The sequence below is a fragment of the Rhodobacteraceae bacterium LMO-JJ12 genome (assembly GCA_021555075.1).
Classification (GTDB): domain Bacteria; phylum Pseudomonadota; class Alphaproteobacteria; order Rhodobacterales; family Rhodobacteraceae; genus JAKGBX01.
Genome location: JAKGBX010000001.1, coordinates 2,161,414 through 2,178,323, shown reverse-complemented (window position 1 = coordinate 2,178,323; position 16,910 = coordinate 2,161,414). Strand labels below are relative to the sequence as shown.

Genomic DNA, 16,910 nt, shown 5'->3' with positions numbered 1-16,910 from the left:
GAGGAGAAAGATCATGGCTAGAGCAAAGTTTCTCTGCGACGCTGAACGCTGCATCGAGTGCAACGCCTGTGTCACCGCATGTAAGAACGAACATGAGGTGCCGTGGGGCATCAACCGTCGCAAGGTCGTGACAATCAACGACGGCAAACCGGGTGAACGCTCGATCTCGGTGGCGTGCATGCATTGCTCGGATGCACCTTGTATGGCGGTTTGTCCGGTGGATTGCTTCTATCAGACGGAAGATGGCATCGTGCTGCACTCCAAAGACCTGTGCATCGGGTGCGGCTATTGCTTTTATGCGTGTCCGTTCGGCGCGCCGCAATATCCGCAGGCGGGCAATTTCGGGTCGCGGGGCAAGATGGACAAATGCACATTCTGCGCCGGTGGCCCCGAGGAAAACAATTCGCCTGCGGAGTTTTCCAAATACGGGCGCAACCGGATTGCAGAGGGCAAGCTGCCGATCTGTGCCGAGATGTGTTCCACCAAAGCGCTTCTGGCGGGTGATGGCGACACCGTTTCCAGTATCTATCGCGAACGCATTGTTGCGCGTGGCTTTGGTGCGGGGGCCTGGGGTTGGGGAACCGCCTATGGCAAGAAGGATCAGTCTGGATCAGGAGTGCGATTGGGAAGCGGCGGATAGGCCAACACCCGCCCGTCCTTTACCAAATCGAGCGGGCGGCCTTTGCTGGGCCGCCCGTCTTTTGCGACATAAGTTAGGATCGCTCAGATGCTTCGTCTCTTAGCTGTTTTCGTGCTTGTTTGTGGTTTTGTGACCCCGGCTTTGGCGCAACAGGCGGTGGACAATCCGCGTGCTGAAACGGGCGGGGCGCAGACGCTTGACGATATCATGCGCCGTCAGGCCGAGCAGAAGGTAGATGATACTTTCCGCCGCTCTGTTACGGGCGACCCTGCGGCTGCCGCAGATCCAACGGGACAGCTTGGCACGCTCGGTGGACAATCGGACCCGGATCTGTGGCGCGCGCTGCGCTATGATCTGGCGGATGCGTCGACCCAATCGCGCGGGCCAGCGTCAGCGGTGCTTATTCAGTCGGGCGGCATGTGGTGGCTGAAGTTTCGTGAAGGTCCGTTGCTGACCTATGGGGCGGCTCTGCTGGGGGGGACGTTGCTGCTGCTTGCCGCGTTCTATCTGATCCGAGGGCGCATTCGTATTGAAGGTCAGAAAACCGGTCGCACGATCACCCGTTTCACCGGATTGGAGCGTTTTGGCCATTGGCTTTTGGCGGGGTCTTTTCTTATCCTCGGGGTGACCGGTCTGATATCACTTTTCGGGCGTAAAGTTCTGATCCCGGCGTTCGGACATGAAGCGTTTTCAAGTGTCGCGATTGCAACCAAATGGGTGCATAACAACATCTCCTGGGCATTCATTGTGGCGCTTGTGATCATCTTTATCGTCTGGGTGGTTCACAATCTGCCGGATCGCACTGATCTGAACTGGATCGCGAAAGGGGGCGGTATTGTCGGCGGCGGCCATCCTGCGGCCAAGAAGTTCAATGCAGGACAGAAATTGATCTTCTGGTCGGTAATCGTTCTGGGCGGGTCGATCGCGGCGTCGGGAATTTCCCTGTTATTTCCGTTTGAGTTCAACATGTTCGGAGCGACATTTGAGATGTTGAATGAATGGGGCGTGCCGGGCTGGTTCGGGTTCGAGCCGGTGACGCTTCCGCTGTCGCCACAAGAAGAAATGCAATACGCGCAGCTCTGGCACGCAATTGTCAGTCTGGTGCTGACGGCTATCATCTTTGCCCATATCTATATCGGCTCGATTGGTATGGAGGGGGCTTTTGATGCCATGGGCAGTGGCGAAGTTGAGGAGCAATGGGCGCGCGAACACCATAGTCTCTGGGTTGATGAAGTGCGGGAAACCGAAATCCAGCAGGGCAAGGAAGCGTAAAATGAAAGCGTTCCTGATAGCAATGATAGCGTTGGTGGTGATTACTTACGGTGCCAACTGGATCCTGGTGCACAACGATTTTTCGGCCGGAGGCACTACGGTTTCCAAGGGAAATGTGCGGATCGACTAAGCAGACATGCCGCGCCATGGTTCAATTTCGTGGGCGTTTCGAGACAAACCCGTGAGTCTGGTTTGTCTCGAAACGTTTTAGAGGTCACGGCAGTGATCAGGCGCCGAGAACGCTGTTCAGGGCGTTGAGTGTTGCGCCGACAATTGTATCAGCTTCCTCGCGGGTCAGGCAGAACGGCGGCGCATAGCCGATGATATCGCCTTGGGGCATGGCGCGCGCTATGACGCCTTGCTTTGCCATATCGGCAGAGATTGCCGGTCCGACCTTGCGTGCGGGATCGAAGAATTGCCGAGTGTCGCGGTTTTCGACCAGCTCCACGGCGCAGAGCATGCCTTCACCGCGCACTTCGCCGACATTCGGGTGATCGCCAACGGCGGCCTGCATCTGGGTGTTGAGATAGGCGCCGACATCGCGGGCGTTGTCGATCAGCTTGAGATCATCCAGCAGTTTAAGATTGGCGATACCGGCTGCGGCACCGATCGGGTGGGCCGAATAGGTCCAGCCGTGGCCGATGGGGCCGTTCTCATCTGTGCCCTGTTCCAGCACTTTCCACATCCTGTCGCCCACGATGGAGCCCGAGAGCGGCGCATAGGCTGAGGTCAGTCCCTTGGCGATGGTGATAAGATCGGGGCGCATGCCGTAGTGATCCGAGCCAAACATCGAGCCGAGACGACCGAACCCTGTGACCACCTCATCTGCGACCAGAAGAATGTCATGGCGATCAAGCACCTCCTGGATAGCGGCCCAATACCCGGCGGGGGGTGGAACGATGCCACCAGTGCCCAGAACCGGCTCGCCGATGAAGGCGGCGATGGTATCAGCGCCTTCGCGTTCGATCAGGGCTTCCAACTCGCCGACAAGATGGGCGGTGAAGGCTTCTTCGGACATGTCCTGATCGGGGCGGCGGTAATAATAGGGCGCCTCGGTGTGGACGACCTGTGCCAGCGGCAGATCGAATTTCTTGTGAAACAGCTCAAGTCCGGTGAGCGAGCCGGTCATCAGGCCCGAGCCGTGATAGCCACGCCAACGGCTGATGATCTTCTTCTTTTCGGGGCGACCAAGGATGTTGTTGTAATACCAGATCAGCTTGATGTTGGTCTCGTTCGCGTCCGAGCCGGATTGCCCGAAATAGACCTTGCTCATGCCCTTGGGCGCGCGATCAAGGATCATCTTGGAGAGGGTGATTGACGCTTCGGTGCCATGGCCGACGTAAGCGTGGTAATAGGCCAACTCATGCGCCTGCGCGGCGATGGCTTCGGCGATTTCGCTGCGCCCATAACCGACATTGACGCAATAGAGCCCGGCGAAGGCATCGAGCGAGCGGTTGCCTTCGCGGTCTGTGATGTGACAGCCTTGGGCCGTCTTGATGACGCGGGTGGGGGTGTCGCCGCGCGCATGTTGCGCAAGATGGGTCGAGGGGTGAAAGAAATTCTCGCGGTCCCATTGTTCCAGCATATCGTTTTTCAGCATCGTCTTTCCTTTCGTCTGGCGTGTTTCCCCGCCAATTTTTCAATCCGTATTTTCAATTTGTGCGTCAGGCCCAATCACGACAGACGTATTTGACCTCGGTGAAAGCCTCAAGTCCCAGCCGCGACCCTTCGCGCCCGAGGCCTGACTGTTTCATGCCGCCAAAGGGGATCGGGGCGCCGGTTACTTTGGTGCGATTTACCGCGACCATGCCGAAACGCAACGCGCGGCTGGCGCGATAGATGCGGCGTGGATCCTGGGTGTGCAGGTAGGCGACCAGCCCGTATTCGGTGTCGTTGGCGCGCATGATCGCCTCGTCTTCGGTGTCAAAAGCGGCGATGGCGGCGACGGGGCCGAAGGTTTCCTCGTGCATGATCCTGGCGTCGGACGGCACGTCGGCGAGCACCGTTGGTTGAAAGAACAGCGGCCCGGCGGGGTCGCGTTTTCCACCGCAAAGCAGTTTTGCGCCACGTGCCAGCGCGTCGGCGACGTGTTCTTCCTGTTTGGCCACGGCACGTTCGTTCATCAGCGGGCCGATATCGGGGTCGGTGTTGCCGGGGCCGATGGTGAGGGCTTTTGTCGCCTCGGCAAAGCGGGTGCAGAAGGAGTCGTATACATCGCGGGCCACAAGGAAGCGGTTGGCACCAAGGCAATCCTGCCCGGAGGTGGCAAATTTGGCCTTGATCGCCTCGTCCACGGCGCGGCCGAGATCAGCATCCGCGAACACCAGAAAGGGTGCGTGGCCGCCGAGTTCGAGTATCAGCCGCTTGATCGTATCGGCGCTCTGGGAATAGAGCAGGCGGCCGATTTCGGTGGAGCCGGTGAAGGACACCGCGCGCACGCGGGAATCTTCCATCCATGCGCCGACCACTTCGGGCGCATTGCCGGTCACCACGTTGAACACACCCGCCGGCAGCCCGGCGCGCTCGGCCAATTCGGCCAGGGCCAGCGCGGAGAAAGGGGTTTCGGATGAGGGATGTGCGACCACGGTGCAGCCTGCGGCCAGAGCGGCGCCTGCCTTGCGCGTCAACATGGCGGAGGGGAAATTCCATGGCGTGATCAGGGCGGCGACGCCGACGGGTTCGCGCCAAAGCTCGACCTCGGCATCGGGCAGATGCGAGGTAATGCCTTCGATGTTCGGGCGGCGGGCCTCTTCGGCGTAATACTCAAGGAAGGCGGCGCCGTAATCGATTTCGCCGCGCGATTCCGAGATCGGCTTGCCCTGTTCGGCGGTCATGATGCGGGCCAGATCCTCGCGGTGCTCGATCATCAGGTCGAACCAACGGCGCAGCAAGCTGGAGCGTTCCTGCGGCAGCAGGGCGGCCCATTTGCTCCACGCCGCGTGGGCAGCATCGACGGCGCGGCGGCTGTCATCGCCATTCAGGCGGGCAATTTCGCTCAGAGTGGCGCCTGTTGCCGGATCGGTGACCGTGAGGGTGGCGTTTTCGTGCCCGGATACCCAGCACCCGTCGACATAGGCAAAGCTGCGCGCGAGTTCGGGGTGTTCAAGAACGGGCAGGCCGGTGGCGGGGGGCGGGATCAATTTGCTCATTTGTGACGTGTCCTGTGTGGTCTGATCGCTGGATTTACCGGCAGGGTAGCGATGCGGCGGCGCAGGAACGGCGGAATCTGTGGGAAATGTTGGGTCGTTTTGCGCTGTTGCGGCCCGTTTGGTGGCAAGATCTGCGGTCTTAGTCGCCAGTGGCCGGGTGCAGCAGCGCAAAGGGGGGAGGTGTGGACTTGACCGGCTTGGTCACGACATAGGTGAAGTAGCGCGCCAAGCCGACCCGTTCGCCCAGCAATACATCGATAAGTCGCTGATAGCTGTCGATGTCGCGGGTGATCACCTGAAGCAGGTAGTCATAGCCGCCACCCAAGGCCCAGCAGCCGGTGATCTCGTCATGCCTCTCGATTGCGGCCTCGAAGACCTGAAAGGCGGCGGCCTGATGGCTGGCGAGTTCAGCCAGCACGAACACCGTGACGTGCGGCGCGAGACGGCGCAACGCGACCTCGGTGCGGTAGCCGGAGATGACGCCGCCGTCTTCCAGCCGCGCCAGACGTTCGCCGCAGGCGCTGGTCCCCAGATTGACGCGTTCGGCCAAAGCGGTTTTGGAGAGCCGCCCTTCGGTGGACAGCACCTGAAGGATTGCGATGTCGCGTTTATCGAGTTTCAGAAAGCTCATGGCGCAGTGATGCGCGGGGCGCGTGGGCTTGTCAATTGTCTTGATTTTGGACAGGGTGCAAACCATGACAAATTGGCCGCCAAAACCCGACACCTTGAAACGCCCTGCGTATCGTTCGCTGATTCAGGCGATAGAGACGGCGATTCTCAATGGACACCTGAAGCCGGGGGACCGCTTGCCGACACAGCGCCAGCTTGCCTTTGATCTCGATCTCAGTGTGCAGACCGTCAGCCGTGCTTATGACAAGTTGAGCGAGGCCGGCAAGATCGTGGGTGAGGTCGGGCGCGGTACCTTTGTGCGGGCGTCCCATGAGGATATGAGGATGCCGTTTGTCACCCGCAAGACGGCACGCACGCTTCTGGACATGTCGATCCTCAAGCCGGTGATCGACCATGCCCATGAAGAAGCGCTGCAAGGGGTGTTACGCACGATGGCGCGGTCGGTGCCACGCTCGGTGCTAGAGGCATTTCGGCCCAATCACGGTTTTGGAGCCGAGCAGGAACCGCTGAAACGATGGCTTGCGCTGTGCGGGCTGGATCTGGATGAGATTGTCGTCATACCGACTAACGGCAGCACCAGCGCGATGACGGTGGCGATGATGACGGCGGCGCAGCCTGGCGATCTGATCGTGAGCGAAGAGATCGGTCATCACACCCTGCGCCCCTTGGCACGCTTTCTGGGGTTGCGGTTGCAGGGGGTGCGTGTCGATGAAGGGGGAATGTGCCCGCAGGCGTTAGAAGATATCTGTCGCTCGCAAAGCGTGCGCGCCCTTTATATCATGCCAAGCGGAGAGAATCCTCTCGCGTTTACCATGACGGAGACGCGGCGCGAGGAAATCGCCGATGTTGCCCGCAGATATGATCTTCAAATCATTGAAAATCACGCCTGGGGGCCGCTTCAGGATGCCCCGCCGCGCCCCATGGCAGCGCTTGCGCCGGAGCGAACCCTGTTCTTTACCAGCCTGACAAAATGCCTGATGCCTGGGTTGCGGGTGGGGTATCTGGTGGTGCCGGATCACCTGGGTTCGGCGGCGGCGAACCGGCATCTTGTGACCAGTTGGATGGCGACCAGCCTGATGACGGAAATTGCCGATCGTTGGCTGGCGGATGGGACTGCGGAAAAGCTGCTGCTGCGTCAGCGGTTGGCGTTGGGGGACCGACAGGATTTTGCGATGCGGGTGCTCGACGGGTTGGACTATCGCACCAGCCCGAACGGATTGCATGTCTGGATCAGAAGTCGGGATGCGCAAGAGGAGCGCGCGCTGGTCGAGGCGGCGCGGCGTGAAGGTGTTGCCGTGGCGCCCGGAGGGAGCTTTTCGATTGGTCCGCACTATCTGCATACCGGTTTCAGGGTCGCGCTTGGCGGGCAATCATTCCCGGATTTCGCCCGAGGATTGCGCATTGTCGAGCGGGTGACTCGCGAAATACAGGGTTAGGCCGCGGCCGGGCCGTGTCGAAAGGTCTGAATAGGCGCGGTGTAATTGTCATGGTTCAATAATCACATTGACATGATTGCTCTGCCTTTCAATGATCCCTCAATCAGGACAATCCAAGTGCTGTGGCTTCTGGCCGTGTGCCTTGGGCAAAAGTGAATGAAAGAAAGGGAGAATGATGGCTGTTTACAAAAACGTTCTGGCAGGGAGCCTCCTTGCTGCTGCGACCACGCTCGCGGGCGTGAACAGCGTGCAGGCCGACACCTGGCGCTATGCCTTTGAAGAGGCGATGGACGAGGTGCAGGGCAAGTTCGCCCAGAAGTTCAAGGCGGAGGTCGAGGCCAATTCCGACCACGAGATCCAGTTGTTTCCCTATGGCACGCTTGGCGAATCTGCCGATATCATGGAGCAGACCCAGGCCGGGATCTTGCAGTTCGTGGACCAGTCTCCGGGCTTTACCGGCGCGCTGATTCCCGAAGCACAGGTCTTTTTCGTGCCCTACCTTCTGCCGCAGGATGACGAGGAGCTTTTTGAGTTCTTCCGCAGCTCGAAGGCAATCACCGAGATGTTTCCCGAGCTTTATGCCAAGCAGGGTCTGGAACTTTTGACCATGTTCCCGGAGGGCGATGTAGCGATCACCACGCGCGAACCGGTGAGATCGCCAGAAGACTTCAACGAGGTCAAGATGCGCGTGATGACCAACCCGTTGCTGGTCGAAAGCTACAAGGCGTTTGGCGCGACGCCGACGCCGCTGCCTTGGGGTGAGGTGTATGGCGCGCTCCAGACAGGGATCATTCAGGGTCAGGAAAATCCAACCTTCTATATCCTGTCCAACAAGCTTTATGAGGTCAGCGATCACATGACCTATATCGGTCACAACAACTTCACGACCGCTGTGATGGCCAATCAGGACTTCTATGCGGGTCTGTCTGACGAGGACAAGAAGGTGGTCGGTGATGCGATCAATGTCGCCTTTGAATACATCCTCGAATACCAGAATGGTCAGACCGAGGAAGCGATTGCGGGTATCATGGAAGCCAAGCCTGACTATACCATCACCACGCTGAGCGAAGAAGAACGCCAGCCGTTCAAGGATGCCGCCGCGCAGGTCGAAGCGACATTCATCGAGATGACGGGTGATAGCGGCAAGGCGTTGCTGGATCAATTCAAGGCCGATCTCGACGCGGTCAAGAAATAACAACATTTCAAAGGCCCCCCGGCGCGGATTTGTCGGGGGGCTTTTCGCTTTCGTTCAATATCAATTTTGACGGGATCATGCCGGTGACAGACGAAAAACACGGCTCGCAATTACAATCGCAGACAGACACCACCGGCACGGATGACGCGCCTCTGGAGGTTTATGAATCCAGTCTGCCGGGGTTTCTGGGAACAATCGACACCTGGGTTGGCAAGATTGAATCGCTGATGCTGGCAGTGGGCGTCTTGTTGATGGCGGCCAATACCAGCGCCAATGTCATCGGGCGGTTCGTGTTTCAGAGTTCGATCTTTTTCTCGGAGGAGCTGAACCGGATTCTGATCATCATGATCACTTTTGCCGGGATTTCCTATGCTGCGCGCCATGGGCGACATATCCGCATGTCGGCGATTTTTGACGCGCTTCCCAGCAGTCTGCGCAAGCCGCTGATGATCGTGATTTCGCTGGTCACGGCGGTCTTTATGCTGGGGCTGGCGTGGTATTCGCTGCAATACATCCTGACACAGGCGGGGCGGGGGCGGGTTCTGCCTTCGCTGCAAATTCCGGTCTGGATCACATTGGTCTGGGTGCCGGTCGGCTTTTTCATGACCGGGCTGCAATACCTTCTGACTGCCATCAAGAACATGATCGAAAAGGATATCTATCTCTCGACCAATGTTCTGGAAGGCTATGACGACAATGAGATGGAGGTCTGAACCATGGCCATCACAATCTTTTCCCTGATGATCGTTTTGCTGCTTCTGGGTTTTCCGATGATGATTCCGCTGATTGCGGGGGCGTTTGTCGGGTTCTATTCGCTGTTTGGCGGGTTTGGGCAGCTTGAAACCATGGTGCAGCAGATGATGGCGGGCATTCGCCCCGCGTCTTTGATTGCGGTGCCGATGTTCATCTTTGCCGCCGATATCATGACGCGCGGGCAATCGGCGGGGCGCTTGATTGACATGGTCATGGCTTTCATGGGCCACATCAAGGGCGGGCTGGCGATTTCGACGGCTTCGGCCTGCACCATGTTCGGCGCGGTTTCGGGCTCGACCCAGGCGACTGTTGTGGCGATCGGCTCGCCGCTCAGGCCACGGATGCTGAAGGCGGGGTATAAGGACAGTTTCGTGCTCGCGCTGATCGTTAACTCTTCGGACATCGCCTTTTTGATCCCGCCCTCGATTGGCATGATCATCTATGGTGTTGTCTCCAACACCTCGATTGCCGAACTGTTCATCGCCGGGATCGGGCCGGGCTTGCTCATCCTGCTGCTGTTTTCGATCTATTCGGTAATTTACGCGATCCGCAACGACGTGCCCACCGAGGAAAAGGCGACATGGGGCGCGCGGGCGCGTGCGGTGCAACAGGCGCTCTGGCCCTTGGGGTTTCCGGCGATCATCATCGGGGGCATCTATGGCGGTATCTTTTCTCCGACCGAGGCGGCGGCGGCCTGTGTGCTTTATGCGATTTTTCTGGAGCTGATTGTGTTCCGTTCGCTTGATCTGCGCGGGCTTTATGACACGGCGAAATCGACCGGGTTGATCACGGCGGTGGTGTTCATTCTGGTTGCTGCCGGGGCTGCGTTTTCCTGGGTGATCTCGTTTGCGCAGATTCCGCAGGCCATTCTGGGCGGGATCGGGATTGACCAGATGGGGCCGATTGGCGTGCTGTTCGTCATCTCCATCGCGTTCTTCATTGGCTGCATGTTTGTTGATCCGATCGTGGTCATTCTGGTCTTTGTCCCGATCTTTGCCCCGGTGGTGAAGGCGGTTGGGCTTGATCCGGTGCTGGTGGGCACGGTGATCACGCTTCAGGTTGCCATTGGTTCGGCTACACCGCCGTTCGGCTGTGACATCTTCACCGCCATTGCGGTGTTCAAACGGCCCTACATCGAGGTCATTCGCGGCACGCCGCCCTTCATCATCATGCTGCTCAGCGTGTCTGTTGCGTTGATCTTCTTTCCGCAGATTGCCTTGTTCCTGCGCGATCTCGCCTTTGCCAAATGACCCCCAGGGAGGAGCCCCGCATGTTTACCCATATTCTTGCGCCTTATGACGGGTCGAAAAATGCCGATCGCGCATTGGACAAGGCCGCGCAAATGGCCAAGCTGACGGGTGCAAAAGTCAGTTTGCTGACCGTCTATCGTCACCATTCGATGCTGGAGGCGTCGCTGTCGATGGTGCGCGTCAGTGATCCGGGGAGGATTGATGATGCGATGCGCGAACATGCCAGCGGCATTGCCGAACATGGCAAAACGTTGCTGCGCGAGGCGGGCGTTGAGAGCGTGCGTGCGTTTGTGCGCTCGGGTCGCCCGGCGCGGGCGATCCATGAATTTGCGGGCAAGCATGAGGTTGATCTGATCATTCTGGGAAGCCGGGGGCTTGGATCGTCCGGTGACGGCTATCTTCTGGGCAGCGTGTCGCACAAGGTTACGGGGCTGTCGAAATGCCCCGTTCTTGTTGTCTGACGGGCGAGAGGTGGATGTGACGACATCCGCGCAAACCGAAATTTTTGCTAGCCGTTTGCGCCCAGCCGATGAGGGACCGGTGCGGTTGGGAGCGATTCTGCTCTCGACCGATCTGGTGTTTGAAGGGGATGCGGCACGACTGATTGACGCGGATCGCGCCGTTTTGCATGTGGCGCGGATCGGGTTTGAAAATCCGACGACGCCCGAAAGACTCTGTGCGATGGCGCCGGATCTGGCGCGCACTGCCGGGTTGCTCGTGCCGGGGGCCGAGCTTTCGGTGGTGGCGTTTGCCTGCACCTCTGCCTCGGTCACGATCGGCAACAGGGCGGTGGCCGAAGCTATTCAGAGCAGCCTGCCGGGGGTTCGCGTGATCACGCCGTCATTTGCCGCGCTGGCCGGGCTCGGCGCCCTTGGTGCGCGGCGGGTTGCGTTGTTGACCCCATATCTTGAGGAAACGACCGAGCCGATGGCGCGCTATCTTTGTGCGCAGGGGCTGGATGTCGTGCGAAGTGCGTGTTTTGCACTTGAGGATGATCGCGATATGGCGCGTATTGATGACACGAGCATGATCGAGGCAGCCTGTGCTTTGGATGGTCCCGAGGTCGAGGCGCTGTTTTTGTCGTGCACTGCGATGCGTGGTGTGGATGTGATTGACCGGATAGAAGCCCGGCTGGGCAAACCTGTGGTGACGTCCAATCAGGCACTATGCTGGGCGCTTGGACGGATGGCGGGGCTGAAGGGATGCCCGGTTGGTTTCGGGCGGTTGTTGGGGTGCGACATGCCGGCAGAGTTTGCTGGTGGGATAAAGGTGTGAGGGGCGGCGCCAAACCTCTGTTTGGTGTGGAACCGGGATAACGGCAAGGGGCAGGGAATGACGACTTTTCAGGCAAATTTCACCAGCGGCGAATATGGGCGGCGGATCGAAAAAACTCGCAAGGCGATGACTGCCAAGGGGTTGGAAGCGATCGTGGTGTCTGATCCTTCCAATATATCGTGGCTTTCGGGGTATGACGGTTGGTCATTCTATACCTATCAGGCGGTTATTCTCAGGCATGAAGGAGATCCCATTTGGTGGGGGCGCGGTATGGATGCGCTTGGCGCGCGGCGCACCGTGTTCATGGAGGATGATGACTGTATCCGCGGCTATGACGACATCTATGTGCAAAATCCCGACAAGCACCCGATGGAGGATCTGGCGGGATTGCTTGGGGAGTTGGGATTGGAAAAGGCGCGGATCGGCGTCGAGATGGACAACTACTATTACGCGGCTGCGGCCCATGCGACCCTTGTGCGCAAATTGCCCGAGGCGCGATTGAGTGATGCGACCGGGTTGGTCAATTGGCAGCGCGCGGTCAAATCCGAACGCGAGATCGAATATATGCAGCGTGCGGCGCGGATCGTGGAGGTGATGCACGAGCAAATTCTTGAAGTGGCCGAACCGGGGATGCGCAAGAATGATCTGGTGGCCGAGATTTATGCCACCGGTATTCGCGGCGCAGACGGGTTTTGGGGGGATTATCCCGCCATCGTTCCCATGGCGCCCTCAGGATTGGATGCGACCGCGCCGCATCTGACATGGGACGACCGACCGATGGAAACCGGCGAGGCGACGTTTTTTGAGATTGCGGGGGCGCATCGGCGCTATCAATGCCCGCAATCGCGCACGCTGTTTCTGGGGGAGGTGCCGCAGAAATACCGCGACGCGGAGACGGCGGTGCTTGATGCCATCGAGGCGGGGCTGGAACAGGCCAAACCGGGCAACCGGGCCGAGGATATCGCCAATGCCTTCAATTCCACGCTGAACAAGGCGGGGTTCGAGAAGGACAGCCGGTGTGGCTATGCCATCGGGATCAGCTATCCGCCCGACTGGGGTGAGCGCACGATTTCGTTCCGGCGCGGCGATCAGACCGTTCTGGAGCCGGATATGACGTTTCATTTCATGCCTGCGCTCTGGCTGGATGACGGTGGGTTGGAGATTACCGAACCGATCCGGATCACGGAGACAGGGTATGAGTGTTTCTGCACCACGCCTCGCGAACTGTTTGTTAAAGCATGAGGCATGAGCGATGGCCAAGGACGCAGGTCAGCGCGCCGCCTTTGATGCGGTCTCTTCAGCGCTCGTCAGCAGATTGAGGAACTCGGTTTCTCCAAGGATCTGAATCGGATGACCCTGCGCGCGCATGTCTTCGGCCTTGCGGTGCTTGCTGCTTTTGCTGTGGCCAGCCAGAACCGATAGATCCTGATCGCCGACGACAAGATGCGTTGTCTTGCTCGTGACACCCGCTCTGACGTTCATTCCGACACCCGCGGCGAGGTCTGCGGCCTGATCCCGTGGGATGCTGAGGTTGCCGGTGAATACCGCGATGCACCCGGCCAGAGGGCCGTCGGCGGCCGCAGTGCGCGTTACGGCTTTGGGAAATCGTTTTTTGGCGGGTTTGCGTGACGGCACGATCAGGTCATTGAACGGCAGCGCAAGACGGGTTTCGGCGTGCAGGACAACCAAGGCCGCAGCGCGGGCATCTTCGCCAGCGTCGTGATGATGAAACGCGAGATTCAGGGTCTTCTTGAGGTTGGCAAGGCCATGCCCGCCATTGCCCTTCAGCTCGGGCCAGGCGCGTCTGGCGATTGCAACGCTGTCGCTCCAGCGCAGCGGTGGAATCTCGATGCCACAAGCGCCGCAGGCCGCGTTGATTGCCTGTTTGTCGAAATTGCTGTGCTGGATGATGTGATGGCGTGACAAGAGCGGCAAGAGCATTGCGAACGCATCGGGAAAGAATGGCGCGTCTGTCACATGATCCGGGCCGATCCCATGCAGTCGGATGTTGAACGCATTGAACCGGGTGTCGGGATTGACCAACGTTGAGAAGGTTTGAATGCGGTTGTCAGGCTGAACACAGGCGATACCGATCTGACAGATGCTGGCGCTATCGCTACAGGCGGTTTCGACATCGAGGGCGATGAAGCGAAAATCACCTTCGGGCACCTCTTTGGCGTGGCGAAGGGCAGGGCGGAATGCTGGTGTAGGGTTTCGGATGATCGGGCTCTCTATGTTTCACAGGGCATGTCGGGTTTCAGGATATCATGTGCCGACGCGTTTAGAATACCCAGACAAGACGAGCCATGCCAACAGCGTTTCTCGTCTTGGCAAGGTTGCATCCAGTGTTAAAGCTTGCGGTAACTCGCCGGGGTGACGTTTGTCCACCGTTTGAAAGCGCGGTGAAAGTTCGCGGCAGAAGCAAACCCGAGATCCTGCGAGATGGCCTCGATACTCTTTGATCCGACCGACAGATGGCGGATTGCGATGTCGCGCCGCAGACCATCCTTGATTGCCTGAAACGATGTTCCGTCGCTTTCGAGCCGTCTGATCAATGTGCGCGGTGTGAGGTTCAGCGCGGCCGCTGCGTCACCCAGACGGCAGCCCAGACGATCCGAAAGCAAAAGCAGTTCGTGGACACGAAGCGACAAGGCGTGATCGCGGTAGGTGGTGAAGATCCAGTCGCGCGGGGCGCGTTGTAGGAATTCCTGCATTTCCGCTTCGCTGCGCAATACCGGCAAATCGCCGAGGTGACCGGAAAACTCGATCGCCGAGTTCGGTTGGGCGAAACGGACGGGAGCGGGAAAAAGGATGGCGTAGTCTTCGGCGAAGTCGGGGCGCTCGAACACAAAGCTGACCTGTCGCAGGGGGAGTTCGCGCCCTGTCAGCCACGACGCGACGCCATGCGCCAGCTTGAGCAGCAGCATGTGGCCAAATCGCTGTGCGTCATGGGGACCGCGCGGTATCAGCACAACGCGCAGCGCGTTCTGCTCGGTCTGCAATTCGAGTTCGAAATCGTCAAGCAGCAGGTTCCAGAAAGATGTGAAGCGAAACAGCGCCGCAGAAAGCGAGGATGCGCCGCGCACATAGGTGCAAAGATGCTTGAGCGCGCCGGTGCGGATTGGCCGGCTCCAAAGCCCCATCATTTCGTCGCCTGTTTCCACAGCGACCAGTTGATAGAGGCGAACGATCTGATCGTGGGTGACGCGGGCACGGGGCTGTGCCGCGTTGTTCAATCCGGTCTGATCAAGGAATTCCGCAAGCTCTTGTTGTGTGCAATGCCTGCGCAGGGCAGAGAGCCAATCTTCCAGAAAGGCGCGGGAAACGGTGGGGAGAGTTTGTGAGCTTCGTTCACCATCCATACCAGGCATCAGGCCGCACCTTTTGTCACTTTCTGCAAGTTCTGAGTCTGTTATAGAGATAGACCGGCGCCAAGGGAGCGTTTAAATGGCAGTAACAGGAAACTTATTGGGGAGTCTGATCATTGACCTATGAAGCACCCGTTAAAGATATGCTCTTCAACATCGAACATATTTCGGGTTGGCCCGAGATTGCTGCACTGGCGCAGTATGAAGCGTTGGATCTGGATGACGCATCTGCCGTGCTTGAGGAAATGGGCCGGTTTTGTGCCGAAGAGATTGCGCCGCTGAACCGGGTGGGCGATATTGCCGGGTCGCGGTTTGAGAACGGGCGCGTGATTCTGCCCGACGGTTTCGCCGAGGCCTATGCGCTGTTTGCCGAAATGGGCTGGCAGAGTTTGCAACATCCGGCCGAATATGGCGGTCAGGGATTGCCGCGTTGTGTCGGGGCCGCGAGCACCGAGATGCTGAACGCAGCCAATCTCAGCTTTGCGCTGTGCCCGCTGTTGACGGATGGTGCGATCGAAGCGCTTCTGACGGCTGGGTCGGATGACATCAAGGCAACCTATCTGGAAAACCTGGTTTCGGGCAAATGGACCGGGACAATGAACCTGACCGAACCCCAAGCCGGGAGCGACCTGAGCCTGGTGCGTAGCCGCGCCGAACCGCAAGAGGATGGCAGCTATCGTATCACCGGCACCAAGATTTTCATCACCTACGGCGAACATGACATGAGCGAGAACATCGTTCATCTGGTGTTGGCGCGCACGCCGGATGCACCGGCGGGGGTGAAGGGGATCAGCCTTTTCCTTGTTCCGAAGTTTTTCGTGAAAGACGACGGAACGCTTGGCGAGCGCAACACGGTGCGGTGTCAGAGCATCGAACATAAGCTGGGGATCAAGGCCAGCCCGACGGCAGTTTTGGAATTTGAAGGGGCCAGCGGAATTTTGATTGGCGAGGAGAATTCCGGGCTGAGCTATATGTTCGAGATGATGAATTCGGCGCGCTACGCCGTTGGTCTTCAGGGGATTGCAGTTGGCGAACGCGCCTATCAGCAGGCTCTCTCGATGGCGAAAGAACGTGTTCAGAGTGCCCCCGTCGATGGGTCGTCACGCGAGGCGGTTGCCATCATCCACCATCCCGACGTGCGGCGCATGTTGATGCGGATGCGCGCCCTGACCGAGGGGGCGCGGGCGATGGCGGCCTATACCGCCGGGTGGCAGGATATCGCGCGCCATGCCCCGACATCGCAAGAGCGGGCAGAGGCGGCGAAGCTGTCGGAATTTCTGACGCCTCTGGTCAAGGGGTTTTCAACCGAGAACGGCGTCGAGGTTGCCTCGCTTGGGGTTCAGGTTCATGGCGGAATGGGGTTCATTGAGGAAACCGGAGCCGCGCAGCACTATCGCGATGCCAGGATCCTGCCGATCTATGAGGGAACCACGGCCATACAGGCCAACGATCTGGTGGGTCGCAAGACATTGCGAGATGGTGGGGCAGCGGCGCGTCGCTTTGCGGAATTGATTGAGCAGACGGAAACTGCATTGGCAGAGGGCTCTGACGCGGCAAAGGCTGTTGGAAAACGGCTTGGCGATGCGCGCGCGGCCTTTTTGGCAGTCGTTGAGCACCTTCTCAGCATCGGAAAATCGGAACCCAATGCGGCGTTTGGGGCGGGTGTACCTTACCTGATGCTTGCGGGAAATCTTGTGTCGGGTTGGCAATTGGCGCGCGCGCTTCTTGCGGCGGAAGTTGCGATGGAGCGTGGCAACGATGCAGAGTTCATGACGGCAAAGATCGCCACAGCGCGGTTTTATGCCGACCATATCCTGCCCGAGACCGAGATCCAGCGTCTGCGCATTCTGGAAGGTGGCGAGAGCCTGTTGTCAGCGGTGTTGTGAATACAAGCCGCTACCAAACCCGTCACCGGAGCGTGCCTATTTGCGACAAGCAGGGC

The 16,910-nt window shown here is 59.1% G+C and carries 15 protein-coding genes; 10 read left to right on the top strand and 5 right to left on the bottom strand.

The features are described 5' to 3' along the window. Positions 1–13: 13 nt before the first annotated feature. Positions 14–640 (top strand): formate dehydrogenase FDH3 subunit beta, encoded by a 627-nt coding sequence (gene fdh3B, locus LZG00_10420; GenBank protein ID MCF3594415.1) that lies wholly within the window; start codon positions 14–16, stop codon positions 638–640. 87 nt (positions 641–727) lie between these two features. Next, positions 728–1,912 carry a formate dehydrogenase subunit gamma gene (locus tag LZG00_10415; protein ID MCF3594414.1) on the top strand — a complete coding sequence of 395 codons (1,185 nt, stop codon included), beginning with the start codon at positions 728–730 and terminating at the stop codon, positions 1,910–1,912. Between the two features lie 226 nt (positions 1,913–2,138). On the opposite strand, the gene LZG00_10410 is transcribed toward LZG00_10415, so the two are convergent. The 3 genes from LZG00_10410 to LZG00_10400 all read right to left on the bottom strand — a co-directional run bounded on the left by LZG00_10410 (position 2,139) and on the right by LZG00_10400 (position 5,683). Next, positions 2,139–3,512: an aspartate aminotransferase family protein gene (locus LZG00_10410; protein MCF3594413.1), complete on the bottom strand. Its 1,374-nt coding sequence runs from the start codon at positions 3,510–3,512 to the stop codon at positions 2,139–2,141. Positions 3,513–3,576: 64 nt separating this feature from the next. Further along, positions 3,577–5,061: an NAD-dependent succinate-semialdehyde dehydrogenase gene (locus tag LZG00_10405; GenBank protein ID MCF3594412.1), complete on the bottom strand. Its 1,485-nt coding sequence runs from the start codon at positions 5,059–5,061 to the stop codon at positions 3,577–3,579. A gap of 139 nt (positions 5,062–5,200) precedes the next feature. Beyond that, positions 5,201–5,683: an Lrp/AsnC family transcriptional regulator gene (locus LZG00_10400; protein ID MCF3594411.1), complete on the bottom strand. Its 483-nt coding sequence runs from the start codon at positions 5,681–5,683 to the stop codon at positions 5,201–5,203. 73 nt (positions 5,684–5,756) lie between these two features. On the opposite strand from LZG00_10400, the gene LZG00_10395 reads away from it, so the two are divergent. The 7 genes from LZG00_10395 to doeA all read left to right on the top strand — a co-directional run bounded on the left by LZG00_10395 (position 5,757) and on the right by doeA (position 12,842). Continuing rightward, positions 5,757–7,127, top strand: coding sequence for a PLP-dependent aminotransferase family protein (locus LZG00_10395; GenBank protein ID MCF3594410.1), 1,371 nt, complete (start codon positions 5,757–5,759; stop codon positions 7,125–7,127). A 175-nt stretch (positions 7,128–7,302) separates the two neighbouring features. Beyond that, positions 7,303–8,322: a TRAP transporter substrate-binding protein DctP gene (dctP, locus tag LZG00_10390; protein MCF3594409.1), complete on the top strand. Its 1,020-nt coding sequence runs from the start codon at positions 7,303–7,305 to the stop codon at positions 8,320–8,322. Positions 8,323–8,399: 77 nt separating this feature from the next. After that, complete coding sequence (locus LZG00_10385; GenBank protein ID MCF3594408.1) at positions 8,400–9,035, top strand: TRAP transporter small permease; 636 nt, start codon at positions 8,400–8,402, stop codon at positions 9,033–9,035. Positions 9,036–9,038: 3 nt separating this feature from the next. After that, entirely contained in the window at positions 9,039–10,325 is a 1,287-nt protein-coding gene (locus LZG00_10380; GenBank protein ID MCF3594407.1) for a TRAP transporter large permease, read from the top strand. Positions 10,326–10,345: 20 nt separating this feature from the next. Beyond that, positions 10,346–10,786: a universal stress protein gene (locus LZG00_10375; protein ID MCF3594406.1), complete on the top strand. Its 441-nt coding sequence runs from the start codon at positions 10,346–10,348 to the stop codon at positions 10,784–10,786. A 16-nt stretch (positions 10,787–10,802) separates the two neighbouring features. Next, the gene (locus LZG00_10370) at positions 10,803–11,600 is read left to right on the top strand and encodes an ectoine utilization protein EutA (protein MCF3594405.1); all 798 of its coding nucleotides are present in this window, start codon (positions 10,803–10,805) and stop codon (positions 11,598–11,600) included. A gap of 57 nt (positions 11,601–11,657) precedes the next feature. After that, positions 11,658–12,842, top strand: a complete 1,185-nt coding sequence (doeA, locus tag LZG00_10365; GenBank protein MCF3594404.1) for an ectoine hydrolase DoeA — start codon at positions 11,658–11,660, stop codon at positions 12,840–12,842. Between the two features lie 27 nt (positions 12,843–12,869). Here the strand turns inward: doeA and LZG00_10360 are convergent, their stop codons facing one another. Next, positions 12,870–13,769 (bottom strand): exonuclease, encoded by a 900-nt coding sequence (locus tag LZG00_10360; GenBank protein ID MCF3594403.1) that lies wholly within the window; start codon positions 13,767–13,769, stop codon positions 12,870–12,872. 179 nt (positions 13,770–13,948) lie between these two features. Further along, positions 13,949–14,962: an AraC family transcriptional regulator gene (locus tag LZG00_10355; protein ID MCF3594402.1), complete on the bottom strand. Its 1,014-nt coding sequence runs from the start codon at positions 14,960–14,962 to the stop codon at positions 13,949–13,951. A gap of 122 nt (positions 14,963–15,084) precedes the next feature. Here LZG00_10355 and LZG00_10350 point away from each other — a divergent pair, with 122 nt between their 5' ends. Next, on the top strand, positions 15,085–16,854 hold the full coding sequence (locus LZG00_10350; GenBank protein MCF3594401.1) for an acyl-CoA dehydrogenase: 1,770 nt from the start codon (positions 15,085–15,087) through the stop codon (positions 16,852–16,854). Positions 16,855–16,910: the final 56 nt, after the last annotated feature.